Source organism: Patescibacteria group bacterium, from assembly GCA_018817715.1.
Classification (GTDB): Bacteria; Patescibacteriota; Patescibacteriia; order Veblenbacterales; family UBA10138; genus JAHITT01.
This window is the reverse complement of record JAHITT010000004.1, coordinates 181843-205479: the sequence shown is the minus strand read 5'-3', so window position 1 is coordinate 205479 and position 23637 is coordinate 181843. Positions and strand designations below refer to the sequence as shown.

The 23637-nt window shown below is 36.9% G+C and carries 25 protein-coding genes and 7 tRNA genes; 6 read left to right on the top strand and 26 right to left on the bottom strand.

Annotation, left to right across the window (positions count from 1 at the left end; genetic code table 11):
* Positions 1 to 10: 10 nt before the first annotated feature.
* The 5 genes from KKC17_02525 to KKC17_02505 all read right to left on the bottom strand — a co-directional run bounded on the left by KKC17_02525 (position 11) and on the right by KKC17_02505 (position 4577).
* The gene (locus tag KKC17_02525; protein MBU1039080.1) at positions 11 to 1396 is read right to left on the bottom strand and encodes an extracellular solute-binding protein; all 1386 of its coding nucleotides are present in this window, start codon (positions 1394 to 1396) and stop codon (positions 11 to 13) included.
* A complete protein-coding gene (locus KKC17_02520) occupies positions 1393 to 2259 on the bottom strand; it encodes a UTP--glucose-1-phosphate uridylyltransferase (protein MBU1039079.1) in 867 nt (288 codons plus the stop codon). Before KKC17_02520 ends, KKC17_02525 begins: the two co-directional genes overlap by 4 nt.
* 80 nt (positions 2260 to 2339) lie before the next feature.
* On the bottom strand, positions 2340 to 2801 hold the full coding sequence (locus KKC17_02515; GenBank protein MBU1039078.1) for a Gmad2 immunoglobulin-like domain-containing protein: 462 nt from the start codon (positions 2799 to 2801) through the stop codon (positions 2340 to 2342).
* 3 nt (positions 2802 to 2804) lie between these two features.
* A complete protein-coding gene (locus tag KKC17_02510) occupies positions 2805 to 3536 on the bottom strand; it encodes a coenzyme F420-0:L-glutamate ligase (protein MBU1039077.1) in 732 nt (243 codons plus the stop codon).
* Positions 3537 to 3815: 279 nt separating this feature from the next.
* On the bottom strand, positions 3816 to 4577 hold the full coding sequence (locus KKC17_02505) for a hypothetical protein (protein ID MBU1039076.1): 762 nt from the start codon (positions 4575 to 4577) through the stop codon (positions 3816 to 3818).
* 84 nt (positions 4578 to 4661) lie between these two features.
* On the opposite strand from KKC17_02505, the gene lexA reads away from it, so the two are divergent.
* Positions 4662 to 6242, top strand: coding sequence for a transcriptional repressor LexA (gene lexA / locus KKC17_02500; protein MBU1039075.1), 1581 nt, complete (start codon positions 4662 to 4664; stop codon positions 6240 to 6242).
* On the opposite strand, the gene KKC17_02495 is transcribed toward lexA, so the two are convergent.
* From KKC17_02495 to KKC17_02480, 4 genes are all read right to left on the bottom strand, one after another.
* Positions 6243 to 7256: a hypothetical protein gene (locus tag KKC17_02495; protein MBU1039074.1), complete on the bottom strand. Its 1014-nt coding sequence runs from the start codon at positions 7254 to 7256 to the stop codon at positions 6243 to 6245.
* 70 nt (positions 7257 to 7326) lie between these two features.
* A complete protein-coding gene (locus KKC17_02490; protein MBU1039073.1) occupies positions 7327 to 7548 on the bottom strand; it encodes a helix-turn-helix domain-containing protein in 222 nt (73 codons plus the stop codon).
* Positions 7549 to 7757: 209 nt separating this feature from the next.
* Complete coding sequence (locus tag KKC17_02485) at positions 7758 to 8072, bottom strand: GIY-YIG nuclease family protein (protein ID MBU1039072.1); 315 nt, start codon at positions 8070 to 8072, stop codon at positions 7758 to 7760.
* A 36-nt stretch (positions 8073 to 8108) separates the two neighbouring features.
* Positions 8109 to 8197 (bottom strand) — tRNA-Ser (locus KKC17_02480).
* A gap of 171 nt (positions 8198 to 8368) precedes the next feature.
* On the opposite strand from KKC17_02480, the gene KKC17_02475 reads away from it, so the two are divergent.
* The 4 genes from KKC17_02475 to KKC17_02460 are packed head-to-tail and all read left to right on the top strand — an operon-like array spanning position 8369 to position 12386.
* Positions 8369 to 8647 carry a metal-sensitive transcriptional regulator gene (locus KKC17_02475; GenBank protein ID MBU1039071.1) on the top strand — a complete coding sequence of 93 codons (279 nt, stop codon included), beginning with the start codon at positions 8369 to 8371 and terminating at the stop codon, positions 8645 to 8647.
* A 3-nt stretch (positions 8648 to 8650) separates the two neighbouring features.
* A complete protein-coding gene (gene cadA, locus KKC17_02470; GenBank protein ID MBU1039070.1) occupies positions 8651 to 10954 on the top strand; it encodes a cadmium-translocating P-type ATPase in 2304 nt (767 codons plus the stop codon).
* 10 nt (positions 10955 to 10964) lie between these two features.
* Positions 10965 to 11984 carry a sulfite exporter TauE/SafE family protein gene (locus KKC17_02465; GenBank protein MBU1039069.1) on the top strand — a complete coding sequence of 340 codons (1020 nt, stop codon included), beginning with the start codon at positions 10965 to 10967 and terminating at the stop codon, positions 11982 to 11984.
* Positions 11985 to 11987: 3 nt separating this feature from the next.
* A complete protein-coding gene (locus KKC17_02460) occupies positions 11988 to 12386 on the top strand; it encodes a hypothetical protein (GenBank protein MBU1039068.1) in 399 nt (132 codons plus the stop codon).
* Here KKC17_02460 and KKC17_02455 read toward each other — a convergent pair.
* The 14 genes from KKC17_02455 to KKC17_02390 all read right to left on the bottom strand — a co-directional run bounded on the left by KKC17_02455 (position 12383) and on the right by KKC17_02390 (position 20893).
* Complete coding sequence (locus KKC17_02455) at positions 12383 to 13777, bottom strand: flippase (GenBank protein ID MBU1039067.1); 1395 nt, start codon at positions 13775 to 13777, stop codon at positions 12383 to 12385. The genes KKC17_02460 and KKC17_02455 overlap by 4 nt on opposite strands.
* Positions 13774 to 14094 (bottom strand): MGMT family protein, encoded by a 321-nt coding sequence (locus tag KKC17_02450; protein ID MBU1039066.1) that lies wholly within the window; start codon positions 14092 to 14094, stop codon positions 13774 to 13776. The genes KKC17_02455 and KKC17_02450 overlap by 4 nt, the downstream gene beginning before the upstream one ends.
* Positions 14095 to 14225: 131 nt before the next feature.
* Positions 14226 to 14300: transfer RNA gene (locus KKC17_02445), tRNA-Gly, on the bottom strand.
* Positions 14301 to 14408: 108 nt separating this feature from the next.
* On the bottom strand, positions 14409 to 14954 hold the full coding sequence (locus KKC17_02440) for a hypothetical protein (protein MBU1039065.1): 546 nt from the start codon (positions 14952 to 14954) through the stop codon (positions 14409 to 14411).
* An 80-nt stretch (positions 14955 to 15034) separates the two neighbouring features.
* Positions 15035 to 15106: transfer RNA gene (locus KKC17_02435), tRNA-Phe, on the bottom strand.
* 14 nt (positions 15107 to 15120) lie between these two features.
* Entirely contained in the window at positions 15121 to 15480 is a 360-nt protein-coding gene (locus KKC17_02430) for a hypothetical protein (protein ID MBU1039064.1), read from the bottom strand.
* Positions 15481 to 15489: 9 nt separating this feature from the next.
* Positions 15490 to 15566 (bottom strand) — tRNA-Pro (locus KKC17_02425).
* 184 nt (positions 15567 to 15750) lie between these two features.
* Positions 15751 to 15825 (bottom strand) — tRNA-Lys (locus KKC17_02420).
* A gap of 28 nt (positions 15826 to 15853) precedes the next feature.
* Positions 15854 to 15925, bottom strand: a tRNA-Arg gene (locus KKC17_02415).
* 145 nt (positions 15926 to 16070) lie between these two features.
* Complete coding sequence (locus KKC17_02410) at positions 16071 to 17108, bottom strand: type IV pilus twitching motility protein PilT (protein MBU1039063.1); 1038 nt, start codon at positions 17106 to 17108, stop codon at positions 16071 to 16073.
* 42 nt (positions 17109 to 17150) lie between these two features.
* Entirely contained in the window at positions 17151 to 17507 is a 357-nt protein-coding gene (locus KKC17_02405; protein MBU1039062.1) for a DUF2703 domain-containing protein, read from the bottom strand.
* Positions 17508 to 17815: 308 nt separating this feature from the next.
* On the bottom strand, positions 17816 to 18628 hold the full coding sequence (locus KKC17_02400; GenBank protein MBU1039061.1) for a patatin-like phospholipase family protein: 813 nt from the start codon (positions 18626 to 18628) through the stop codon (positions 17816 to 17818).
* Between the two features lie 9 nt (positions 18629 to 18637).
* Positions 18638 to 19696, bottom strand: coding sequence for a glycosyltransferase family 4 protein (locus KKC17_02395; protein MBU1039060.1), 1059 nt, complete (start codon positions 19694 to 19696; stop codon positions 18638 to 18640).
* Positions 19697 to 19699: 3 nt separating this feature from the next.
* Positions 19700 to 20893: a glycosyltransferase gene (locus KKC17_02390; protein MBU1039059.1), complete on the bottom strand. Its 1194-nt coding sequence runs from the start codon at positions 20891 to 20893 to the stop codon at positions 19700 to 19702.
* A 157-nt stretch (positions 20894 to 21050) separates the two neighbouring features.
* Between KKC17_02390 and KKC17_02385 the strand changes: the two genes are divergently transcribed.
* Positions 21051 to 21314 carry a hypothetical protein gene (locus tag KKC17_02385; protein MBU1039058.1) on the top strand — a complete coding sequence of 88 codons (264 nt, stop codon included), beginning with the start codon at positions 21051 to 21053 and terminating at the stop codon, positions 21312 to 21314.
* A gap of 272 nt (positions 21315 to 21586) precedes the next feature.
* On the opposite strand, the gene KKC17_02380 is transcribed toward KKC17_02385, so the two are convergent.
* The 3 genes from KKC17_02380 to KKC17_02370 all read right to left on the bottom strand — a co-directional run bounded on the left by KKC17_02380 (position 21587) and on the right by KKC17_02370 (position 23517).
* A complete protein-coding gene (locus KKC17_02380; protein MBU1039057.1) occupies positions 21587 to 21979 on the bottom strand; it encodes a cupin domain-containing protein in 393 nt (130 codons plus the stop codon).
* A gap of 81 nt (positions 21980 to 22060) precedes the next feature.
* A tRNA-His gene (locus KKC17_02375) sits at positions 22061 to 22134 on the bottom strand.
* A 48-nt stretch (positions 22135 to 22182) separates the two neighbouring features.
* A complete protein-coding gene (locus KKC17_02370; GenBank protein MBU1039056.1) occupies positions 22183 to 23517 on the bottom strand; it encodes a DUF3048 domain-containing protein in 1335 nt (444 codons plus the stop codon).
* Positions 23518 to 23637 lie beyond the last annotated feature (120 nt).

Here is a 23637-nt window from a genome sequence, read left to right as displayed (position 1 = left end):
TCTTATTTTTTTAGCGCCTATTTTGCAAAGTTTGAGAAATTTGACTGGCGGCGTATTTAAGGGCTTGTTCCAAATCCACTCCATCCACCGCTTGTCTAATCATGGCTTTAAGTGAGCCTTCCATTATTTCCGGTTTTAATCCGTGGTACCAGTTTTGGCTGTATAAAACTTGACTAGCGGCAATAGTTAAATCAGGATCTTTTAATTGTTCTTTTAGTAAGGCTCGATGAGCGGTTGGTTGTTTAGTTTTATCTAAATAATCTTTTAGCAGATTTGATTTAGAAACAAACTGTAAGAAATCCCAAGCTTCCGATTGATAGTTTGATTGTTTGGGTACGGTTTCTAAATAATAATTAGCTAAATTACTGGGTTTGGTCGTGTCATCTATTTGTGGTAAAGACGCTAAACCAATATTTACTTTAGGAGCGATTTGTTTTAGGTTTTTAAAATCTCTAAAATAGCCAAAAATAAAACCAACCTTACCACTGGCAAAAGTTTGCCAGGCATCGCCGGTTTGGCGTGACCAAGAATAAGTTTCTTTGCTGGGATTGGCAAAATCAGCATAGAATCTTAAGGCATCTAAACCAGGAATAAATTGTTGGTCACCCGATTTAACTGGTTGGTTAAAAATAGCTTGACTGCCTTGGCTGTTTACCATAGGTGTACCATTTTGAAGCATTAAAGCAGTAACAATGTCAGTGGCATAGGGCAGATTATCAGCTTCACCTAAAGCTGCGCCGTGTTGAATAAATTTACCATTTTTGTCTAGGAGGCTTATTTTTTGTACGGCTGTTTTGAATTCAGTCCAGGTAGTAGGTGCGGTGGCGATTTGGGCAACGTTTAAAAGGTCACGGTTGTAATACATTACCAAACTATCTACCGATAAAGGCAAACCATAAATTTGATTATTAATAATCACATCTTGCGGTACAGTGTCAACATAAAGAGCTGGTAGAGCTTTGGGGTTAAGGGTGGCATTGGAGCGCATTACCCAAGTAGGTTCTTTTTTTATAAAACCCTGCATTTCTCGAAAGGGTAAAGTAAGGGTCGCTGGTAAGGGAGCCATTTTATCTTGCCAGGCACCTAGGTGACTGTTTAACAAGGAAACTAAATCCGGTCCTTGGCCGGCGGCTAAAGCTTCTAGTAGTTTTTGTTCTAATTGTTGGGCCGGAACAACAGTTACTTTGATATTTATATTGGGATGAATTTGTTGATAGTTTTTTACCAAGTCGGCAAAATCGCTGGTTTGGCCGTTTATTCGCCACCAATTTAAGGTGATTTTGGTAGAAGCTTTAGTTTGAGCTTCTGGGTCGCCGCCTTTACAACCCAACCCCATTAAACTGAAAGTAAGGGTTAGACTTAAAATAGTTAATAAGACAAAACGGCTGGATTTCATATTTTTGTGGTTAAATATTTTTTAAAATCATCTTTTATTTCCGGATGTTGTAAGGCTAAGTCAACATTGGCCTTTAGCCAGCCTAACTTGGAGCCGACATCGTAATAAGTTCCTTGGACTTTTTTGGCAAAAATTGGTCGCTGTTGGCGCAGGGTTTCAATGGCATCAACTAACCACAACTCATTGTCACGACCAGGGTCGGTATTTTCCAGAATTTTAAAAATATCAGGCGTTAAAATATAGCCGCCCAAACTAGCCAAGCGGGAAGGGGCTTTTTCGGGCCCGGGTTTTTCCACTATACCTTCAACCTCAAAAACATCATTAGTTAGTGGTTTAGTTTTTAAAATACCATAATGTTTAGTACCCTCGTCATCTACCTCATAGCCGGTAACTACTGGTCCGCCATATTGTTCGTAGACTTCAATAAGTTGTTTTAGTCTGGGTGGTTGATTAATTAACAAGTCATCACCCCAAATAACCGCAAAAGGTTCTTGGCCAATAATATGCTTGGCGCATAAAACCGGCGTGCCGTTGCCATAAGGTCCTTTTTGTCTGATATAAATAAAATTAGCCAAGTCGGCAATGTGGCTAATTTCGGCAAAAGCCTTTTGTTTACCTTGTTTAAGTAACCAGTTTTCTAGTTCTGGCAAATGATCAAAATGATCTTCGGCTGCTCGTTTATTAAAATTAGTAACAATAATAACGTCTTCAATACCCGAGGCTACAGCTTCTTCTACTATGTATTGCAGTATAGGTTTATCCACTACTGGTAGCATTTCTTTGGGTTGGGCTTTGGTGGCGGGTAAAAATCTGGTTCCAAAACCAGCTACTGGTATAATAACTTTTTTAATAGGTGAAGACATAGAGTATTTAGCTGATTTAAAGACTTTTAACACTGTTACCCTAGCATAAACTAGACTAAAATAAAAGCCTTTTGTAAAGGCTAATTACTTTTTAAAATAGGGTAGTGCAGACTGGCATTAAATTGTGGTTCGCCCGATGGATTATCTTTATCAAAAATTAACCACAGATTAGAGCTAGTTGTAGGTTCAGTCTTAAATTTAAGTTCAGCTGTAAAAGGTACCCAGTTTTTTGTCATCCAATCGCTTTGCGCTTGGGCAATGGTTTGGCCTAATAAGTTACCTTGCTCGTCAGTAATTTTTATGGGAAAAGAAGCTTCAAAAAACCAGTAGCCGCGAGCTTGGCCGGTAATAACTAAGGGGCTAGTTATAGGCGAGTTGATGGGAGGTGTAAATATTTCTATATCCTGGGCCGATGAATTTATATATTGGCTAAGATTGGCAGCTAGTTGCGGAGGATTGTTGTTGGTTGTTTTATAAAAAATTAACCAAGCCAGGCCAGCTAAAATAAGTAAAAGTATTGGGCAATAAATTTTTTTAAACATAAATTAGTTTAATAATTTTTTTAATTTCCGGCTGGTGGACAGTTTATCAAAAAACGGTTTAAAGTTGTCGTGTAAGGGATTAATAATTAATTCACGGCGGTTTATTTTTTTGTCAGTAAAAATTATTGGCGCCCCGTTTACAATAGCTAAGGGTGTTTGTTCATTGGTTTCGCCCATAGCTAAAACCGCCGCTGTGGCCAAGCTATCGCCAATATTAATGCGCGTGGTTTTAAGCGGCTGCTTAAACATATCGTAACTGCCTTTTTTAGGCACTAGTCCTTTAAAACCAGCATAGCCCATAGCCACAGCCAAACTACCAGCCCGAAGCGGTAAAGACCGGCTGTCGGTAATTAAGACGCCTAAATTTTTTAATTTGAATTTTTTTAACAAAGCCAGTCTTATTTTTTGCGCCACTGCAAAACTATTTTTTGGTAGCAGAATTATTTGGCCATTGCCATTAGACCTATCTACCCCAGCCGAAGTCATTACCACGCCGTCTTTTACAGTTAACCAGGTTCTTACCCCACGCATTATAAACTGGCTTTCTTGTTTTATCAGCCTTTCCCGAGTTTTATTATTGATTGTTTTTTTAACGCGTCCTTGCGCCAGGCTTACGATTTTGGAAGTTATCACTAGCACGTCGCCATTTTTTAGTTTTTTGACGTGTTGGTTAATAAATTTAAGCAGGTTGTTTTTGGGTTTAAAGACACGAGTTTTGATGGGTTTGATGAGCATAATTAGTTTTTATTATACCTTTTGGGATACCCTTATTCAATTAAAATAAAAACACCCGTAAAAGGTAGGTGTTTTTTGGCGAAGTTTGAATGTATTTCGGGCAAAATCCGCAGGATTTTGACGAATGACACTCGCGCCTCGCATAGGCCGTTCGCATTCGCTCTATGGATTCGATTGAGCCTGTGGTAACTCTAAAAAGCGGATTGTGCTAGGCACAACAAGTTTATATGTGCTTGCCCCCACCCGCCCAGTGCACGCACAAAGTGGACTCCCAGATTATTATTTAAGATTACGAATTTCTTGATAAAATTTATCAGTTTCATAATCCATTAAAGAAGAAAATAAATATGTTGTTTCAACCATACTCTTATGTAGCATTAATGAATCGTCTATAAACTTGTTTAAAGTTTTACTAAATTTATTTTTATCTTTCTTGATTTCTAATAACGCAAATTCTCCAAAAGGCCCTCCGTGGACACTAGATGACATGTTTGTATATTCAGTTAATCTTTCTAAAAGATACTCTTTTTTATACTTTTCAAGAATTTTATTATCGTGATTATTGTTATTGATTAGATACTGAAATATCTTATCTATATCAAATTTTTTACCAATTTCACTCAAATTTTTATTATTTTTACTTTTGGTATTCCACTGGGTCTTTTCTGGAAATGTTAATTTATTGTAATTAAGAATTTTTTGAACAGACTTTAGATCCTCAAAACCTTTAAGCGAGCAGTAATACTCCTTACCAACATCGTCAGAATTTTCATTGAGAGTCCTAACAAAAATGTATAAGTATTTGAAATTATGTTCAATAAGAGACCGAAATAAGATTGAGGATGAATATATGTCAGAATTATTGCAAGAGAGTAATATTGAATTTAGTAAATAACCACTCTTAGAAATAAAAGAGACTAGAGCTTTTCCAGCATATTGAAATTTAGTTTTTTGAAGAGAACTAATAACAAAGGGAAGTGACTCACTAATCTTTTCAGAAAGTTTTTTACTTATCTCAAATTTTGTATTTAAATTTTCCATACGATTGTGGATAACCTATGCTTTACTTTTCGGTTTTTATTCGGTTATACTAAAATTGTAGCGTAAATGGATTTTTAAAACAATATGTCGAATCTTACGAAAAAGCAAAAAGAAGTCTTTGATTTTATAAACTCATACCTATCAGAGAATGGTATCGCTCCAACCATTGAGGAAATACGAAAAAAACTGAAATTAAAAGCGGTTTCTACTATTCATGAGCATATCAAATCCCTAAGAGAAAAGGGGTATCTTTCAAAATCAGATAATTCAGCAAGAAACCTGACTCCTAAAAAAGAAATTAAATCCGTTATTGAGATTCCGATACTCGGAAGTATTAAAGCTGGATATCCATTGCCTGCAATAGAAGAGAGAGACGGTTTCGTTTCTGTTATAAATCCACAAATCAAAACTGCAAAAGGATATTATGCTCTCTGTGTTGTTGGGGATTCGATGATTGATGATGGAATATTTGATGGAGATATTGTCGTTATCAAACATCAATCAGTTGCGGAAAATGGACAGACTGTTGTCGCAATTATTGATGACAACGAGGCAACTTTAAAAAGATTATACAGGAAAGGAAAGGGTTTTGAGCTTGTTCCAAGAAATCCCAGTATTCCAACCTTATTCAGGACTGATGTTGAAGTTAGAGGTGTTGTTGTCCAAGTAATAAGCAATCCTACAAATGAACCAATACACGAAATTAAAAAGAACAAGACAAAACACGGGTTTAGGACGATAGATCTTTTTGCTGGTGTTGGTGGTATTCGTATAGGTTTTGAGAATGCAGGTTTTAAGACTGTTTTTGCTAATGACTTTGAGGCTTCGTGCCGTGATACTTATGATTTGAATTTTCGTGATTCAAAGTTAGTCGTTGAAGATATCAGAAAAATAGGAATTGATGATCTTCCTGAATTTGATTTTCTCTTAGGCGGTTTTCCTTGCCAAGCTTTTTCAATTGCTGGCTATAGGCAAGGATTTAATGATGAAAAAGGAAGAGGAAACCTGTTTTTTGATGTTGCGCGAATTATTGACGAACGAAAACCAGAGGGTTTCTTGCTAGAAAATGTAAAAAATTTAAAAAGTCATGATGGTGGAAAAACATTTAGAATTATTGAAGAAACATTGAGAGATCTTGGATACTATGTAAAGACAAAAGTTTTAAACACAATGGAATATGGTAATGTTCCGCAAAACCGTGAGCGTATTTATATTGTTGGATTTAAAAACAAGCTTTATCACGACAGATTTGAGTTTCCTAACCCAGTAAAATTAAGTGTAGGAATAACTGATTTGCTCGAAGATAATGTGCCAGAAAAATACTATTACAATGGAAAACCTTTATTTGAAAAATTAAAAGGATCAGTAAAAGAATCTGGCAAAGTTTATCAATGGCGTAGACAGTATGTAAGAGAAAATAAGAGTGGTGTTTGTCCGACATTAACTGCCAATATGGGGATGGGTGGACATAATGTGCCAATTATAAAAGATAAAAAAGGTATAAGGAAATTAACCCCTTTAGAGTGTTTTAGAATTCAAGGTTTTTCAAAAAATTACAAACTTCCAAAAATTTCTGATTCGGCACTATACAAGCAAGCTGGAAATTCGGTAAGTGTGCCTGTTATTGAAGCTGTGGCAAAAGAGATGATGAGAGCAATGCAATAATTATTTTATATATTGCTTTATAGAGTCTAACATAACGGCCTCTTTACTAGGTATTCTATCAATAACGGATTTATGCATAAAATACTCCTCACCATTGTTTGAAGAACGATCTAATAGTTGGAACTTAATAATATAGGTTTTATTTGCTTCCAAAACCACATTATTCATAGTCGCTTTACCTTTTGTTGTTATAGTAATAGAGCTTTTGCTATTTTTTACAAAATCAATATTTTGAATGTCGTCAATATGAACATCTAGTATTTTGTGTTTGTTATTTTTGTCTAAAAAATTATTATTCCAACTATATAAATTGTTATTATTTTTTGTTAGATAGTTAGATAAAGGCGTTATAATTGTAGTCGTTTTTGCAGTTCTAGTTTCATTTACTTCTTTTACATAAATTGGACTCTCGTTTGAGGAGCAAAGAGTTGAAAAAGACATAAAATCTTTTGCTGAGCAAACAGTTATAAGTTTTAGTGAACCTAAATCTGTATTCTTTCGGTTGATTTTTGTAACAGAAGATAAGTCATTGTTAGCATTAGATTTAATAAAAATACTATCGTCCATTTTAAGTTTGTTATAGACATCTTCACTGAAGACTGTTTGTTCAAAAAATGGCAATAAGTAATCACTGTCTAGATTTGTTTCAACCATGACAAGGTATTTATTGTCATACCCTTGGTTTCTCAAACTAACCATATACTGTGCTTTTTTGAAGGATTTTACCTCAATCTGTGGAGTACCATTCAATGCTTTCCATTTATTTACATATTCAACAAAAGGCTTAGAATCTTCACCAACTCTTATGCCAAGTACATCAGGAGCTATACCTGATTTCTTTGGGTCATATTCATAATAGTCAGAAATGACTGATAGATTATTTGCTATTTTGGGCAAAAAATATTTGTTGAAAATTACACTTTCGGGAATTATGTTAATCCAACGATCAAAAACTCCTCCAATATAATCACTTTTACCACTAAGACCTCCATACATCCTGCCTCGCTGAGCCATTGAGCACACAAAATAGATGTACGGAATAACATCTTGTTTGGTAATTATAATTTTATGGTTATGGTTCATGTTACTTCACGAAAAAATCCAAGGATTTTTTATAAAGTTTCGCAAACTCTTTGAGTTGTAGTACATCAAATCGCCTCTGCCCTGATTCAATCTTTGATACATACGACTGAGTTCTGCCGAGCTTTTCTGCAACTTCAACCTGTCCAAGACCAATCTCAAGACGCGCTTGTTTCAAGCGTTCAACGATTTTCTTGTGGTCATCTTGATAAATTGCTCTTGGCATATATGTATATGATAATATTCCATTGTGTATTATTCCAAATTGCCATATTCTATATTAGAATAAAAACCGACTTCCTGACGAAATCGGCTTTTTATTTTTCAAAAACCCTTATTATACCCTTCGAATCCTCCTTTCTTCAACAAGAAGAACGCCGTCCACCCATAAAGGATGAACGGCCTTCTCCTGGCGGAGGCGGGAGGTATCCTGCGTCACCCTTCGCTTTTGCTTCGGGTTGACTTCGGACTACTTTTTCTCCCTTCCTTAAAATCCTTTGCTAAAGCTACCGAAACAAACCTTTTATAAGCAAATGATTTACCAGATCCCGATTTTAAGTAAAGTTCAAAATCTCTAGCTTGTTTTTCTGTTTCAAAAGCACAGTACCATACAAGCTTCCATGGTAGATGTGGTTTAGTTGATAAAACTTGTCCAGTATTATGTAGTTTTAATCGTTCTTTAATATTTTTGGTTGAACCAAAATAAAAAATATGCGATTTTGAACTTAATAATATATAAGTATAGTACATAGACATGGCCTGCCAATCCGTAGCTTTAGCGAAGGATGGCGGAGAGGGAGGGATTCGAACCCTCGATCCCTTTTGGGGATACCGGTTTTCGAGACCAGCGCACTAGACCACTATGCGACCTCTCCAAAGGTTTTAGTTGTCTCTATTTTAGCGTACCTAAGTATATGATTGTTAGGCCAGCTAGTCAATTATAACTGTTATTATTTGTCTTGTCTTTTTATATCTAGACCAAAGTTTGGGGCAGATTTGATTAATTAATTGACAATACCCCCAGGGGGGTATATAATTAAAACATTATGAAACATCATCATTCTTCTTCTCATCAAACTCGGTTAATCCGCCGTTTAAAAATAGTGGAGGGTCAGGTTAGGGGTTTGCAAAATATGGTGGAGCAGAAAAAATACTGTATAGATATTATCACCCAGACCTCGGCGGTTAAGCAGGCTTTATCTAATATCGAAGATATTTTATTGGAAAATCATTTGGCCACCTGCACTTTAGACCAAATGATGTCGGGTCAGCAGGCTAAGGCCCAAAAAGAAATTTTGAAAGTTTATCGTTTAAAGCGCAAGTAATTTATGGAACAGACCTTTAAAATTAAGGGTATGCATTGCGCTTCTTGCGCTAATATTATAGAAAGTACCCTTAAAAAAACCCCCGGTGTTAAATTGGTAGAGGTTAATTACGCTACAGAATCAGTCAAGTTGTCTTTTGATGAATTAAAAACTAATCCTCAAAATCTTTCTGAAAAGATTGTTCCCTTGGGTTATTCTTTGGTTTTTCCAAAAGCCAACCAAGAGATCGCCTTAGTTAATAAGCAAGCCAAGTCTGGGGATTTTAATGAATCTTTTAACGATCAGGCAAAACAGGAAAAGTTATCCGAATTAGCCGACATGAAAGTAAAAATATTATCAGCTTTGCCTATGGCCGGATTGGCTATTTTGGCTATGCTTTGGGATATTTTGGCTCAGTATAAAATTGTGAGTGCCATGAATCCGGTTATAAGTAATTTCTTTCATTATTTATTGCCTTTACTGGCGACTTATATTTTGTTTGTGGTGGGCAAGCCTTATTTGTTAGGTTTTTATAGATTTATTCGATACGGCAAAGCTAATATGGACACCTTAATTGGTTTGGGTACTCTGGCTGCTTATTTATATAGTTTTGCTCTTAAAGTTTTTGAAGAAATCCTTCGGCCTTTTATAAATGTGGATTATCAATATTATGATGTAACAATTGTAGTTATTACTTTTATTGCTTTAGGTAAATATTTAGAAACTAAATCCAAAATAAAAACTGGTGACGCTATTACTAAGTTATTAGACCTACAAGCTAAAACCGCTTTGGTGGTTCGGGGTAGTCAAGAAGTAGAAATTTCCATAAAGGAAGTTCAATTAAATGATTTAATTATTGTTAAACCGGGCGCTAAAATTCCGGTGGATGGGTTAGTAACTCAAGGAACTTCTTTTGTAGATGAATCTTTGGTTACAGGCGAATCCATGCCCATACAAAAAAAAGTCGGGGATACTGTTGTGGCTGGAACAATAAACGCCAGCGGTTCTTTTATATTTAAGGCCACTAAAGTCGGTGGTCAAACTTTATTGGCTCAAATTATAAAAATGGTGCAAGAGGCCCAAGGTAGCAAAGCCCCAATTCAAGCCTTGGCAGATAAAATTTCTAGCGTTTTTGTGCCTATTGTTTTGGTTGGCGCCCTAATAACACTTGGCGCTTGGCTGGTTATTGGTTACCAATCTTTAGGTTTGCCGCAGGCTTTGTCCTTTGGTCTTAGTTCTTTTGTCGGTATTTTAGTTATTGCTTGTCCTTGTGCCTTAGGTTTGGCTACACCGACAGCTATAATTGTTGGTGTGGGGAAAGGGGCCAAAGAAGGTATTTTAATAAAAGATGCCGCTACTTTAGAAAAGCTTCATAAAGTAAAAGTTGTCGTGGTTGATAAAACCGGCACTCTTACAGAAGGTAAACCGACTTTGGTAGATATAAAAAATTTATCCAATCACCAGGAGACAGAATTTATTTCCCTGATTGCTTCGTTGGAAAATAAATCAGAGCATCCTATTGCTCAATCAATAGTTAATTACGCGCAAGAAAAAAATATTGACTTAGTGGAGGTTATAGATTTTGAAAATTTACCAGGCAGGGGAGTTCGCGGATTAATTAGTGGCCAGGAATATTTTATTGGTAATATCAAATTAGTGAGTGATCTTAATTTGGTTTTGGATTTAGAGGAACTTAAGAAATTTACAATTCAAGGTAAAACCCCGGTAATCTTAGCTACTAAGGATAAAGTTTTGGGTTTTATTATGGTGGCTGATACTATAAAAAAAGCTTCAACTCAAGCAGTAAAAGATTTACAAGCTTTGGGTATTAAAGTGGTTATGTTAACCGGAGATAATATGGAAACGGCTCAATATATAGGGTCGCTGGTGGGGGTTAACGAGGTTAAGGCAGAGGTTTTACCACAGGATAAACTTATTAAGATAAAAGATTTACAAGCCCAAGGATTAATGGTGGCCATGGCCGGCGATGGAGTAAACGACGCTCCAGCCTTGGCTCAAGCTGATGTGGGTATTGCTATGGCCACTGGTACAGACGTAGCTATTGAGTCGGCCGGTATTACTCTTTTGCGGGGGGATATTTCTAAATTAGTTAAAGCCATAAAGCTTTCTAAAATAACCATGACGGGTATTAAGCAAAATCTTTTTTGGGCTTTTATTTATAATATTGTGGGTATTCCTTTGGCGGCTGGTTTATTTTATCCGTTATTTGGTTGGTTATTAAGCCCGGTTTTTGCTGGTTTTGCTATGGCTATGTCTTCAGTATCGGTTGTAGCTAATTCTTTAAGAATAAAAACTAAAAAATTATAAACTTTAAAATATGCCTACAGATTATACTTTTCATATCAGTGGTATGCATTGCGCAGCTTGCACTTTGCTGGTTAAGCAGGCAGCCGAGGAAGTTTTATCGGGTCAAGGCCAGGCCGAGGTTAGCTTAAGCCGACAGGTTTTAAAGTTAAGGACAGATGTTTCTATAGACGAAGCTGTTATACAGGAAAAAATAAATCAAGTCATCAGACAGCATGGCTATAGCCTGTCAGACAAGCCGGTTAAACCCATGGCGGACTACAGTGAATTTAAATGGGCTATACCCTTGTCTTTATTAGTTATTATTTTATTTATTGTTTTACAAAAATTGGGCATAGTTAATTTAATAAATTCTTCTAAAGTTACTTATGGCACAGCCTTAACAATTGGTTTAGTAGCTTCTTTGTCCACTTGTTTGGCCGTAGTTGGCGGGTTGGTTTTATCCTTATCGGCTAATTACGCCAAACAAGGCGGCGGCCGGGCTGTTCATTATTGGTTTCATGTTGGGCGGCTGGTAGGTTTTTTTATTTTGGGCGGTTTAATTGGTTGGTTGGGACAGTCTTTTAATTTGGGAATTAAAGGAAATTTAATTTTGGCCTTGGTAATTAATATAGTCATGTTGTTGTTGGGTTTTAATTTACTTAATGTTTTTACTTTTACCCGCCAGTGGCAATTAAGATTGCCGGTTAGTTTGGGTGGTCATTTGAATAAAATTAAAGCCGAGCGCTGGACTTTAGCGGCTTTATTGGGAGCTTTAACTTTCTTTTTGCCTTGCGGTTTTACTCAAGCTATGCAGTTTTACACTTTGTCAGTTAAAGATTTTTGGCAAGGCGGTTTGACTATGTTGTTTTTTGCCTTAGGCACCCTGCCGGTTTTGTGGCTTTTGTCTTTTAGTTCTTTTAATTTGCAAGCTAAATCTTGGCGCGGCTACTTTTTTAAAACCGCTGGTTTGGTAATAATAGTTTTAGCGGTTTTTAATTTATTAAATGCTTTAGCCGGGGCTGGTTTAATAGCGCCTTTATTTAATTTATAATTTATGAAGTTAATTATAGTTTTAGGTTCTTTGTTGGCTGTTATTTCTTTGGTTTTAACTGGTTATTTAATTTTTGTCGGTCCGCCAGCGGGAGAACCTGTTAGTGGCGACTCCTCTTTGGTTTATATGGAAGATGGTGTCCAATATATAAATATAACCGCCAAGGGCGGTTATTATCCTAGGAGTTTGCTAGCCACAGCTAATCAGCCGACAGTACTTAGAATAAAAACCAATAATACTTTTGATTGTTCTACTGCTTTAACTATTCCCAAACTTAATTATCAGAAATTTTTGTCACCTAGTGCGGTGGAGGAAATTAATTTAACAGCTACTCAAGCCCAAGGCACCTTGCGCGGTGTTTGTTCTATGGGCATGTATAGTTTTGCTGTTAAGTTTGATTAGTTATTTGAGAACAACTCTTCTTTGGGTATAAGTTTTAATTTCCACAAGGCCACTAAATAAATTAAGCCGCCGATTAAAATATTTAGCCACCAAACCAAGGGTAGGCTAAGACCAACAGCCAAAAGAAGGCTGGCTAGAATTATTTTGGGCCAACGGTACAGTGTTGGTTTTAAACCCCAACGATAAAGCATTATTAAACTACCCAAAGTCATTATCGCTTCCACAGCTACGGTAATCCAAGCTGCTGCCCAAATACCGTTTTGGGGAATAAATATTAAGTAACTTGTTAGGGCGCCAAGGGCCGCTAATCCGTAAAGTAAGAACATTTTTTTCTGTTTGTCTAAAGCAAAAATAAAGTAACCAAGAGCATTGCCCAAAAATATTAAAGCTGTAGCCAAGCTTAAAATAACTAAAATTTGTCCGGCCACAGCAAAATTAGGACCAGCTAAAGCGACCATAATTTTTTCTCCTAATATTAAACTGCCGATTATTACAGCCAGTCCGCCGGCCAATAAACTGTCAAAAGTGCCGCTGAACAATTTTTGTAAATTATCTGGCTGGGCTTGTTGTTTGTAGCGGGCAGCTAAAGGTAGGACTAGTCCACCAATAATGGCTGGTACAGCTAAAAGAACTTCCAAAACTTTATAAGCGGCACCATATAAACCAACTTCTTCCAGTGGTCTAAATAAAGACAGAATAATGGTATCGGTTTTAAAATAAATTAAATTTAAAGCAATAGTTAAAGCCACCGGCCAAGTGACTTGCCATAAGTAGTGCCAAATTTTTTTATCTATTTGCCAATAGAAAGGTGATAGTTTATAAGCCTGCCACAAAATAGCGCCAGCCGAGGCAGTGTTGGACAGAATTAAAATTAATAAATAATAATTAAGCGGTTGCTTAGTTAAAAAACAACCTAAAGTACCTAGTAGTAGGATTAAACGGCCGGATAATTCAGCTAGTATTAACCTTTGACTTTTTAGATGATATTGAAAAACCGCAGTAAAGTTTTGGCTTAAACTGCTTAAGAAAAAAGCCAAACTGGTTAAAGCAATACCCACAACAATTTCTTTAGGATAAGGCAGTAGCCAAGCGACTAGTGGAGCTAGGGCGAATATAAAACCGCTTAAGATAGTACGTAAAGAAAGTAAATTACTAAGCAGTTTATCAGCCGGTATTGTTTGTTTGCCTAGTTCACGGGCTAAGGTCATGGTTAATCCCAGGTCGACTAAAATTCCAAAGAATTGTAAAAAAGTTACGATGGTTGTATAGCTACCAAAGCCAGCTGCACCTAAAGCTCTAGTCATTAAAGCTACTACAATTAAGCCGATAATTGTGCTGATTATTTTACCTATTAATTGGACTAGGGTATTTTGGCTAATTTTATTTATCATAGATTGCCCAACCAAAGATGTTTATCTAAATCAACCCAAAAATTTCCAGCTTTTTCGGTTACTGTTATGCCTTCTTGGGTTAATAAGTTAGCTTGTTCTTGTTTACTAAGGTTCCGGTTAGTTATAGAAATCATGCCCTTGCGGTTTATAACTCTGTGCCAAGGTACGTCATTGGGACAAACACTTAAGGCCCAGCCTACTAAACGTGAACCTTGAGGTTTACCTAAAGCTGCCGCGATTTGGCCATAAGTAGCCACCCGGCCTTGGGGAATTTTCTTTACTAGCAGGTAAATTTGTTGGTAGAGATCATTATCCATGGTCTTTAGTATAACATTAAATAAAATCGTTGACTTGTTTAATTCTGAAAAAGAAAAAGACCCGCTAAAGGTATAAAAGTGAGTCTTTTTCTGGGGTGGTGAACTTCTAGTAATTATTTTATTTCTATACTTGGAGCGGGTAGCGGGAGTCGAACCCGCGTCATCAGTTTGGAAAACTGAGATAATAACCGTTATACGATACCCGCTCCAAGTATAGAATAATAATTTTTGAAGTGCGGGAGAAAATACCTAATATAATTTATGTGCTACCCGCTCTTAGTTTGAAAAGTTTTTATAGTGTCAGTTAACCCGTCTTAGTTTTGTTGGTTTTTTTCAGTTATGGCTGGTGGTTGGCTGGATTTTTCTTTAGTTTTTAGGGAATGAACCTGGGTTAGTAATATTTTTAATTGTTGTTCCAGTTGTCCAAGACTTATTTCATCAGTTGGGCTATGTTTATGGGCATAGCGTTGTTCTAAGTTTTCTGAAATATCTTCTACATCTTCGGAAATATCCTCTACGTCCTCAGAAATATCCTCTACGTCTTCAGAAATATCCTCTACCTCTTCCGATAGTTCGCTAACATCTTCAGTAACTTCTTCAATATCTTCAGCTACGTCCCTTAGGGTTTGGGATTGTTGATTAACACTGTATTGAATAAAAATTGCCAAATAAATAGCTTCTAAGGAAACTAAAGTAGTAATAATTAAGAGAATTATTTCTAAATTAACCCCCATTATAACTAACAAAAAAGAACCAGCGAACAAAATAGTATGAACAACTAGTGAACTTTTAGAACCAACCCAAGAGATGGTTCGGTTAGTTAAATCATCAAAGACGTTTTTGGGATTTTGTTTATCCATAATACTAACGGTTAAAGATTTAATCTTTATTTTAGCCGTCTTTATTTAAGCTTAGCTTTTATTTATTTTTATTACCAATGTGCCGCGGGTCAGAATCGAACTGACGACGCCAGCCTCTTCAGGGCTGCGCTCTACCATTGAGCTACCGCGGCACGCCGATAATAAATTAAATATTAGCTAGAATAAAGCCGATTAATACTAATATAAAACCTAAACGAACATTACTTTGTGGTAAATTGCCAAAAACAAACCAGTTAAGGGACACCTCGACTATTATTATAGCAGTCCAGCTAGTTAAAGTAACCAGCCAGATATTTTGTCCAGCCGATTTTATGCCATAAAGATAGCCTAGCAAAACTATTAAAGCGCCTAGGATGGTTACCCAACCGTACCAGTTATTTAGTTTAAAAAAATTTACTAAGGGTTGGCCTAAACTAGAGGCTTTGGCTCCATAAACTTGGGCCAGAATCATTAAAGATTCACCTAAAGCAATACATCCTAAGGTAATTAAATGTCGCCAGATCATATTTAGAATTGGTCGGGGTACTGGGATTCGAACCCAGGACCTCCTGCTCCCAAAGCAGGCGCGCTAGCCAGCTGCGCTATACCCCGTTATTTAATTTATCATCGCTTTTGTTAACAAATTGGCTTAGTAAAACAAGTAGGACCTTCCCGCCCCAGGCGGGACAAGCTAGCCAGCTGCGCTATACCCCGTATAAATTTAATTCGTAGTTCTTAGTCTGTAGTTTATATAGTAATAATTACTGACTATAAACTGTAATTATTTTTTAGCGTTTGGTGGGTCGTACAGGACTCGAACCTGTAACCAACTGCTTAAGAGGCAGCTGCTCTACCATTGAGCTAACGACCCTAAGTTACTAGATGGCTGCTAATTATTTTGCCCCCGGAGGGATTCGAACCCCCAATAACTGGTCCGAAGCCAGCCGTGATATCCATTTCACCACGAGGGCCTAATTAGATAGATGGTATTTGATTTAATGATTGGTTAATTTTTAAAAGAACGGGTCGATAAGAAGCCTTAGATGCTTTATCAAAGCATCACCCAAAGTAACATAAAGTTTGTTTGGTTTCAAGTCGGGAAGTCTTTTATTTTGGCTAGTCTTCCAGATTAATGTGTCGACTGGCTATTTCTTCATTTATTAAACCTTGTTGCAATAAATCTTTAACTGATCTTTCTAAGGTTATCATACCTTGGTCGGCACTGGTTTGGATAACAGATTTTATCTGGCCTATTTTATTTTCTCTTATGAGGTTGGCAACAGCTGGATTATTTATTAAGACTTCAAAGGCTGCTCGTCGGCCACCGGCTAGTAAGGGCAGTAGTCTTTGTGAAACCACAGCTTGTAAGGAAAGGGATAGTTGAAGGCGAACCTGGTTTTGTTTGTGGGGTGGAAAAACATCCACGATACGATCAATAGTTTCGGCAGCGTTATTGGTATGCAAGGTGGCAAATACCAAGTGACCGGTTTCGGCTAAGGTTAAAGTGGTAGAAATGGTTTCTAGATCGCGCATTTCGCCAATCATAATAACATTAGGATCCTGCCTTAAAACATGCTTTAGCCCCTCAGCAAAGGACAGCATATCCGTGCCCAGTTGTCTTTGTTGGATTAGGCTTTTTTTGGATTCAAACAGAAATTCGATTGGATCTTCTAGAGTTATTATATTTAAATTCCTTTGCTGATTAATCATTTCGATTAAAGAGGCAATGGAAGTAGATTTACCCGAGCCAGTTGGCCCAGTAACTAAAACTAAACCATGATTTAATTTGGTAAGATTTTGAGCAACTTCTGGTAAGTATAATTCTTCTGGGCTGGGAATGGTGGTGGGAATTACTCGGGCGGCTAAACTTAAATTACCTTTTTCGTAAAAAACGTTCACCCTAAAACGGGTACCATCACTAATTTGGTAGGAAGTATCTAGTTCACGATTTTTTTCTAGTTTGGTTTTTATTTCCGGACTGAGTATGCCATAAACTATTTTTTGTAGAACATCGGCGTTTAGGACACCTTCGTTTATAGGTTTTAAGGCGCCATGTAATCTAATGACTGGCGGTTGGCCAGCCACTAAGTGAAGATCGGAGGCTCCAGCTTCAGCTGCTTGACTGAATAATTGTTCCAAAGAAGAGTTAGGCATAAATTTTTTGTTAGTCTTGAGTATTAATAGTGTACCTAAATATTAAACTTTATCAAAATATAGTTTTTGCAGGGCGGATTTAATTTGTTCAACGCTGGGGTAAGGGTGGCTGGATTTATTGTAAAAATAAGGTCGGCCGTAGCCTAGGCCCCGTTTATGGGAGCGCCTAGCAGTCGGATCAATATCTTGGCCATTAATATGAATGGCTGGTGAAGCAAAAAAATTGTACAATTGGGCCTCAATAATAGTGTTTATTTTAATTATTTTAGGTTTATCTGTTACTTTAAGTTCGGCTAAGGCTTTTTTAAGGTTAACTAGAGTAGTTGGCCAAGCTTGGCAATCTTTAGTATAAAGTAGTTCAATTCCTTCGTTGCTTTGATTAGTTGGTTGATTTTTCATATGTTTTAAGATTAACATTTTAGCCACTTAAAGCAATGTTTTGGCGGGGTTTATTTTTAAGGTCAATATGCTAATATAAAAAGGCCTTAGTAAGGCCCTTAATCTTAATTCTGCTGCCAATTAATTGGCCAGCAGGCATAAGGAAAAGTTATATGATGGACATTTGCCCAGTATGCGGTAATGAGCCATGCACCTGTGGTACTGAAGCCAGTGAAGAAGAAATGCAGTAAAGAAAGTCAGTCAGAAAATATCTTGGTGTCTCTTTTTAGATTTTTCGCCAGTCGGCGAGAATTAAGAGGAGACACTTTTTAATTAAGCAGGTTTTTTATTTTTGGCCAATTAGTTTCGGTAGCCAAAAAACCTTGTTCAATAATTTGTTGGTGGTGATCGCCGGTAAAATATTGTCGCCAAGATTTAAAGCCATTGTTTTTTAGTTGGGGAGTTATTACAACGTCAGCTGCCGCGCAAGATAAATCAGCTAAATGATGGTGTATAATATTTAAACTGCGGCGACTGGTTTGGGTTAAGGAGGGCTTTAAATCAATTTTAGTTTCTGGATCAGAAATTAATTGGTTTAGATTAACAGCGATTATTTGGTTGGCCCCCATGGCTTTTAAAGATTGGACTGGTACAGGATTGCTTAGGGCGCCGTCTATTAAAAAATAATTTTGATATTTAACTGGTTGGAAAATCGGCGGTACGGCCATACTGCCACGTAGAGCAGTTAATAGAGGGCCAGAATTAATATTAATAATTTGGCCGGTTTGATAATCAGTGGCTACTATAGTTAAGGGTATTTTTAAATCTTCGAAATTAGGTGTGCCCAAAAAATTCTGTAATAATTTTTCTAGTCGGTGCCCTTGAATTAACCCGCTAGACCAAGCAGGTTCTAATAATGAATAAAATTTTTCCCACTTATTACCCAGAGTGTCTTGAATAAGTTTGTCTATGTTTTCGTGCACTGCATAATGCGCCGCCACCCAGGCACCTATACTACTGCCGGCTAAAAAGTTTGGTTTTAGGTTTTTGGAAATTAAAAATTTAAGTACGCCAATATGTGCTAAGCCTCTTGGTCCACCACTACCCAAAGCCAAACCTAGTTTATTTTTTTGTCCAGACATAATTAAGGTTTATTTGGTTAGGTTGTTTTTATCGGCCTGCTGGCGGTGTTCTTCTACTATGCGTTGATAAACTTTTTCATAACCAAGTACCATTTTTTCTATGCTGAATAAGTTTTCCACTCGTTGACGAGCAGCTTGACGGTTAATTTTACCTAAATGGCTTATAGCTTTTACCATTTCGGTCACACTTTTAATCACATAGCCGGTTTGTTTGTGCTGAATTATTTCTGGTACGGAACCACTTTTCCAACCGATAACCGGTGTGCCACAAGCCATAGCTTCTATCATTACCAGACCAAATACTTCATCGTATTGAGTGGGAAACAGTAAGCCACGGGCATTCCTTAAGTATTCTATTTTAGTATCAAAATCCAATTGGCCAGCATAAATAATATTTTTGCCATCAATCTTAGATTCAATGGCGTTGTGCCAATAGCCTTCGTTTTCGTAGCTCATACCGGCAATGACTAGTGGTAATTTGGCGGCTTGGGCCGCTTCAATAGCTAAGTGGACACCCTTGTCTTCGGTAATTCTACCTAAATACATCAAATAATTTTTTGGTCGCAATTTGAATTTGAATTTGTGGGTATCCACGCCATGATAAATATTGGCTACCCAGTTAAGTTCGGGCATTTGTTTGCGCTGGGCCAAAGAAAAAGATATGTAATTATGGTGCTTGAATTTTTTTAGCAAGGGTTTTAGCTCGGTATTAATCGGACTGTGCAAGGATTTAAGGCTGGGCGTTTTTACTAAGTCGGCGTAAAAAGAAGATAATAAATTAAAATGAGAATGAATAATATCAAAACTATCTGCCTGTCTGTAGCATTCGGAAATGAGATTATGCAAATGATAACGTTTCATTGGTTCATCCAGATTCAATTTATAAGTGGCGCTGGCAGTTACCGAGATTAATTTAGCTTGGCTAATAGAATCGCCACTGGCGAAGAGGGTTACTTCATTATTTTGTTTAGTTAAACCATTACTTAAAGCGGCCACTAGGGAATAAATGGCTTGTTTGGTGCTGGGACTGACACGATGGTAATTAGAAACTAATTGGGCGATTTTCATAGTCTATTTTTTAGCTAGGGAAGCTAGTTTTAAATATTTTTTAAACACTTCACTGGGATGATGTTGGGTTTTTATGTAATTATAAAATTTTGTTGGCGCCGGTTGTTTAGTATTATTTTTTATGAGATTGATAATTTGTTTAGGTTGATTAAAGTTAGCAATTAATTTGTTTAAACCGAATTTTTTATAAATACTTACCCAGCCGACATTAGCCGAAATAAGGGTTAGACGATTTTGCAAAGCCGCTTCCATAACAACCGTCGGTGACACATCAAAATGTGAGGGTAGGACTAGTAGATTCATAGACTGGTAAAATTTTTTAAGTTTAGCTGGCGTCATTTGGCCGACTAGTTGGATATGTTTTTTATATTTTTTTTGCAGATTATTAAGTGGTTTATTGTCTGGCCAATGGGTAACGGAATAAAATTTCCAAGGTAATTTTTGTTTAGTAGTTGTTTTAGCCAGTTGCCAAAAGGCGCGGTGATTTTTTATATTATCCCAACGGCCGATTAAGCCGATTTTTAATATTTTACTATTAGCCGTGGCTGGTTTTTTCTTATTTAAGTAAACAGTATTATAGGGTAGAGGTAGGTAGTTTATTTTATTTGCGAAAAAACCCCCAATTTTAGTAGTAAAAATTTTTTGACTAAAATCATTAAAAAATATTTGTTGATCAGCTAATAGATAAATATCTTTTTCCATTTTTAAGGCTAATTTTTTACCAGAGTTGCTATATAACTGGCCAGTGGCTTGAATGTCTTTAAACCATAAACCGTGATGGGCAACTAAAATGGGCAAACCACTTTGGTGAGCAGCTTTTAACAAATACCAATTAGGTACGGAAAAACCATTAAATAAAATAACATCTGGTTGAATATTTTTTATCTCGGCAGTCAATTTTTTAATAATTGCTTGATAGCCATAAGGTAAGGTGGTTGTTGAGGCTTTAATGATTTTTTTAATTTTTAAATTGGCCCGAATAGTTAGCCAGTTATTTGGGCCTTCTTTAGTTTTTTTAATTTTTAAGTCAGAGCCTTTGATTCTTTGGTCACTTCTTAAAATAATAGCCGTGAAGGTGTGATTGGTTTTTTGTTTCAAGTAATTAATAAAGGAATTAGTAAAACTTTGCGGTCCGCCATAGTGGTGACCGTTGCGTGGTGGCAATAAATTTTGATAGCCATTAAACAGTATTTTCATAAAATTGTCCAAATGCGAAAAAATTGCCTTACAATAAGGACAATTTCTTCCGAAGCCAACATTACCATTTTTTAGTCGCTCAGTCAATGTGTTATAGGGGTATTTTTTAAATTTAAATGTGTTATTATTTAGAATAATTAGGATAAGCTATAAAATTATGGGACAAATGTTTTATTATTTGCCAGCGGTTTTTTTTACTATTTCTGGTTTGCCACAGATTTATCGTTTGCTTAAAAGAAAAAGCAGCGCTGATATTAGTTTAGCTATGTATGCTTTAACCGTGGCTGGTATTGCTATTATTACTTATGATGCTTGGCGCAATCGGGTGATGAGCATCTTTGTTTCTAATTTGATAAGTTTGATTATTACCAGTCTTAGTTTAATCTTGGTGGCCTATTATCGTTGGCGAGTTAAGAGTTAGAGATCGTGTAAATAAACTAAATCAATTTTCTTTTTGATGTGGTGGTTAGAGCAAGAAATCCTATTCCCCCGAATCTCGCGGCCCCACATTCGTGGGGCAACGCTCGTTTCTCCTCCAGAGACCGGGGTCGTCTAAAAAGTGAAGCAGTTCACTTTTTATCCGTACCCTTTGATTCCCTAAGTAATTCCTACAAAGAAAAATAGCCTCCTCGGCAGGCGAGAAAGCTATTTTTCTTGGGGTGGATTGGGGTAAAGTCGTGACTGTATTTACCGCTATTGGTGTGGGTTAAGCTTAATTGTATCGGCCTCGTAGTTTTCAAAGTCGCTCTTACTAACATTAAACTCGATTAGGATAATATCAGTTAAGGCCCTGAACGAGTGGTAAATGTTGGGCGGTATTTGGATTTTGGTACCAGGCTCTATGATGTGCCTTTCTTCAAGCCCGCTTTTCTGGTCTTTGAGGTGTAATTCTGCTTTACCGTCAATAAAATAAAATATCTCGGGAGATTTAGATTTAATTGTTCCCTTGTGGTAATGGTCACCACTCGTGGTCCCTTTGCGGCGGTAGAGGGCAATATAAAAACTACTCTCTCGAGTTGAGAATTGATAAGCCTTACCTCGTTCGTCCTCTTTCCAGAGAGGAACTTTTTCTATCTCAGCTAGCATAAGTAAATTATACCACTCAATCAGAACCGAAAAAAGCTTATTAGTTAAACAAAAAACACCAGTCAACACTGATGTCCTTTGTGGGGCGACTAGAGGGAATCGAACCCTCGTAACTGGTACCACAAACCAGTGTTCTACCATTGAACTATAGCCGCCATAAACCCTGTTTAATTAGGGTAGAACAGATTTTAACACGGCTTTATTTAAGATTCAAGACTGGGTAGCAGACTGTCTATTTTTATATCTTTAAGCAGACTGTTATCAATTACCGAAATCCAAGTATTACCAGGTTGCAAAGGTAGGGGTTGGCCAGATGAATCAACGAATTCTAAGTAACTGTCTGGTTTGTCTTTGCGCCATTGGCCTTTATAAATTTGGCCATTAGTGAATAACCAAGCTGTACCCGTGCCCAAAGTTCTAAGTTCGGTTCTTTTTAGTTCGTCATTAGGTATAGGATCAATGTCGGTAGCTAGGACTATAGCATTGGTTACCAGGATTGGTTGGTTGTTGCTGGCATCAGTTTGTTTTACACCCATTAAACTGCGCTGGTAAACTTTGCTTTCAGGTAAGTATTGGTAGGTGACAGTATATTCTTCGGGTTGGTAGGGAATCATTATTTGATTGGCTGGTTGGCCCGGCTGATAGTTAGTGGAAAAATTAAGTGGTTGTATGTTCTGTTGGCTAGGCCAATTTTTTTGTTGGACATAACTAAAGAATTTTTCCGCCGTGGTAAAAAGATTGTGTGGAGCGTTTAATGAATTGTTTCTTTGGTAAGCTGAACCGTTATAAAATTCATTAACGTCTTGAATATCACCATAGCCTTTGGCTAATTGTTGCAAGGCTTTGGTACTGCCACCAGAATGGCTAAAAAAAGGAGCTAAAGGTCTTAGCCAATCATTAAAATAAGAGCGGGCACTACGAATTGGGCCAATTTGGCCGGTGGGCAATTGACTTTGGAAAATAGCAGCAAAACGGGTAATGCCACCTTCAGTTGGTGATTCAATTACCACATCAGCGAAAGATAGGCCACTTTGGGGCCTGACGGTTGGAAAATTTTCTATAATTATTGCCCAAGGTCGACGTCTAGCTGAAACTTCATCGGTTTTAAGTCCAGTTAAAGGGGCTAAGGCTGTTAAAGCTGGTTGAAGTAAGGAGTCTTGGACAGGCGGCGTCGGGGCTAAGGGTGAGTTTTTTTTAAAATTATTAGAAAAAGAAAATATGGATATTAAACCGGAAACAATTAGTAAAGCTAAAGCCACTATAGTAAAACCAATTAACCAACTCCAATAGCTAGTGGGTGTTTTTTGGTAAGTTAAAGTGGCTGGCGGGAAGTTATTTTCTGTAATTGGTTGGATTGTTTTGGCCCCCACCGAAGGTTTGGCCGATGTTACTTTTTTGGGTGCTGGTTTTTTAGGACGGCGGAGTGGTTTTTTTCTTTTAGTCGTTGGTTTTGGTTTAGCCGGCTGTTTAGAAATGGTTTTTTTAACAACTGGTTGTTTTTTTTGACTAGTTGTTGAACGGTGTTTTTTTTCTGGCATATTTTTTAGGTTACCTCCATTAGTAATATCTTTTGAGGGAAGATATTTTTATATGTTATATATTATAACTTGCTTAGGCCAACTGCGCCACTCTTTTTAGATTGGCGACTTGAGCTAACT

Excerpts from the sequence above, each read along its gene's own strand:
- KKC17_02525 (MBU1039080.1), bottom strand. The coding sequence starts at position 1,396 with ATGAAATCCAGCCGTTTTGTCTTATTAACTATTTTAAGTCTAACCCTT.
- KKC17_02520 (MBU1039079.1), bottom strand. The coding sequence starts at position 2,259 with ATGTCTTCACCTATTAAAAAAGTTATTATACCAGTAGCTGGTTTTGGA.
- KKC17_02515 (MBU1039078.1), bottom strand. The coding sequence starts at position 2,801 with ATGTTTAAAAAAATTTATTGCCCAATACTTTTACTTATTTTAGCTGGC.
- KKC17_02510 (MBU1039077.1), bottom strand. The coding sequence starts at position 3,536 with ATGCTCATCAAACCCATCAAAACTCGTGTCTTTAAACCCAAAAACAAC.
- KKC17_02505 (MBU1039076.1), bottom strand. The coding sequence starts at position 4,577 with ATGGAAAATTTAAATACAAAATTTGAGATAAGTAAAAAACTTTCTGAA.
- lexA (MBU1039075.1), top strand. The coding sequence starts at position 4,662 with ATGTCGAATCTTACGAAAAAGCAAAAAGAAGTCTTTGATTTTATAAAC.
- KKC17_02495 (MBU1039074.1), bottom strand. The coding sequence starts at position 7,256 with ATGGCTCAGCGAGGCAGGATGTATGGAGGTCTTAGTGGTAAAAGTGAT.
- KKC17_02490 (MBU1039073.1), bottom strand. The coding sequence starts at position 7,548 with ATGCCAAGAGCAATTTATCAAGATGACCACAAGAAAATCGTTGAACGC.
- KKC17_02485 (MBU1039072.1), bottom strand. The coding sequence starts at position 8,072 with ATGTACTATACTTATATATTATTAAGTTCAAAATCGCATATTTTTTAT.
- KKC17_02475 (MBU1039071.1), top strand. The coding sequence starts at position 8,369 with ATGAAACATCATCATTCTTCTTCTCATCAAACTCGGTTAATCCGCCGT.
- cadA (MBU1039070.1), top strand. The coding sequence starts at position 8,651 with ATGGAACAGACCTTTAAAATTAAGGGTATGCATTGCGCTTCTTGCGCT.
- KKC17_02465 (MBU1039069.1), top strand. The coding sequence starts at position 10,965 with ATGCCTACAGATTATACTTTTCATATCAGTGGTATGCATTGCGCAGCT.
- KKC17_02460 (MBU1039068.1), top strand. The coding sequence starts at position 11,988 with ATGAAGTTAATTATAGTTTTAGGTTCTTTGTTGGCTGTTATTTCTTTG.
- KKC17_02455 (MBU1039067.1), bottom strand. The coding sequence starts at position 13,777 with ATGATAAATAAAATTAGCCAAAATACCCTAGTCCAATTAATAGGTAAA.
- KKC17_02450 (MBU1039066.1), bottom strand. The coding sequence starts at position 14,094 with ATGGATAATGATCTCTACCAACAAATTTACCTGCTAGTAAAGAAAATT.
- KKC17_02440 (MBU1039065.1), bottom strand. The coding sequence starts at position 14,954 with ATGGATAAACAAAATCCCAAAAACGTCTTTGATGATTTAACTAACCGA.
- KKC17_02430 (MBU1039064.1), bottom strand. The coding sequence starts at position 15,480 with ATGATCTGGCGACATTTAATTACCTTAGGATGTATTGCTTTAGGTGAA.
- KKC17_02410 (MBU1039063.1), bottom strand. The coding sequence starts at position 17,108 with ATGCCTAACTCTTCTTTGGAACAATTATTCAGTCAAGCAGCTGAAGCT.
- KKC17_02405 (MBU1039062.1), bottom strand. The coding sequence starts at position 17,507 with ATGAAAAATCAACCAACTAATCAAAGCAACGAAGGAATTGAACTACTT.
- KKC17_02400 (MBU1039061.1), bottom strand. The coding sequence starts at position 18,628 with ATGTCTGGACAAAAAAATAAACTAGGTTTGGCTTTGGGTAGTGGTGGA.
- KKC17_02395 (MBU1039060.1), bottom strand. The coding sequence starts at position 19,696 with ATGAAAATCGCCCAATTAGTTTCTAATTACCATCGTGTCAGTCCCAGC.
- KKC17_02390 (MBU1039059.1), bottom strand. The coding sequence starts at position 20,893 with ATGAAAATACTGTTTAATGGCTATCAAAATTTATTGCCACCACGCAAC.
- KKC17_02385 (MBU1039058.1), top strand. The coding sequence starts at position 21,051 with ATGGGACAAATGTTTTATTATTTGCCAGCGGTTTTTTTTACTATTTCT.
- KKC17_02380 (MBU1039057.1), bottom strand. The coding sequence starts at position 21,979 with ATGCTAGCTGAGATAGAAAAAGTTCCTCTCTGGAAAGAGGACGAACGA.
- KKC17_02370 (MBU1039056.1), bottom strand. The coding sequence starts at position 23,517 with ATGCCAGAAAAAAAACACCGTTCAACAACTAGTCAAAAAAAACAACCA.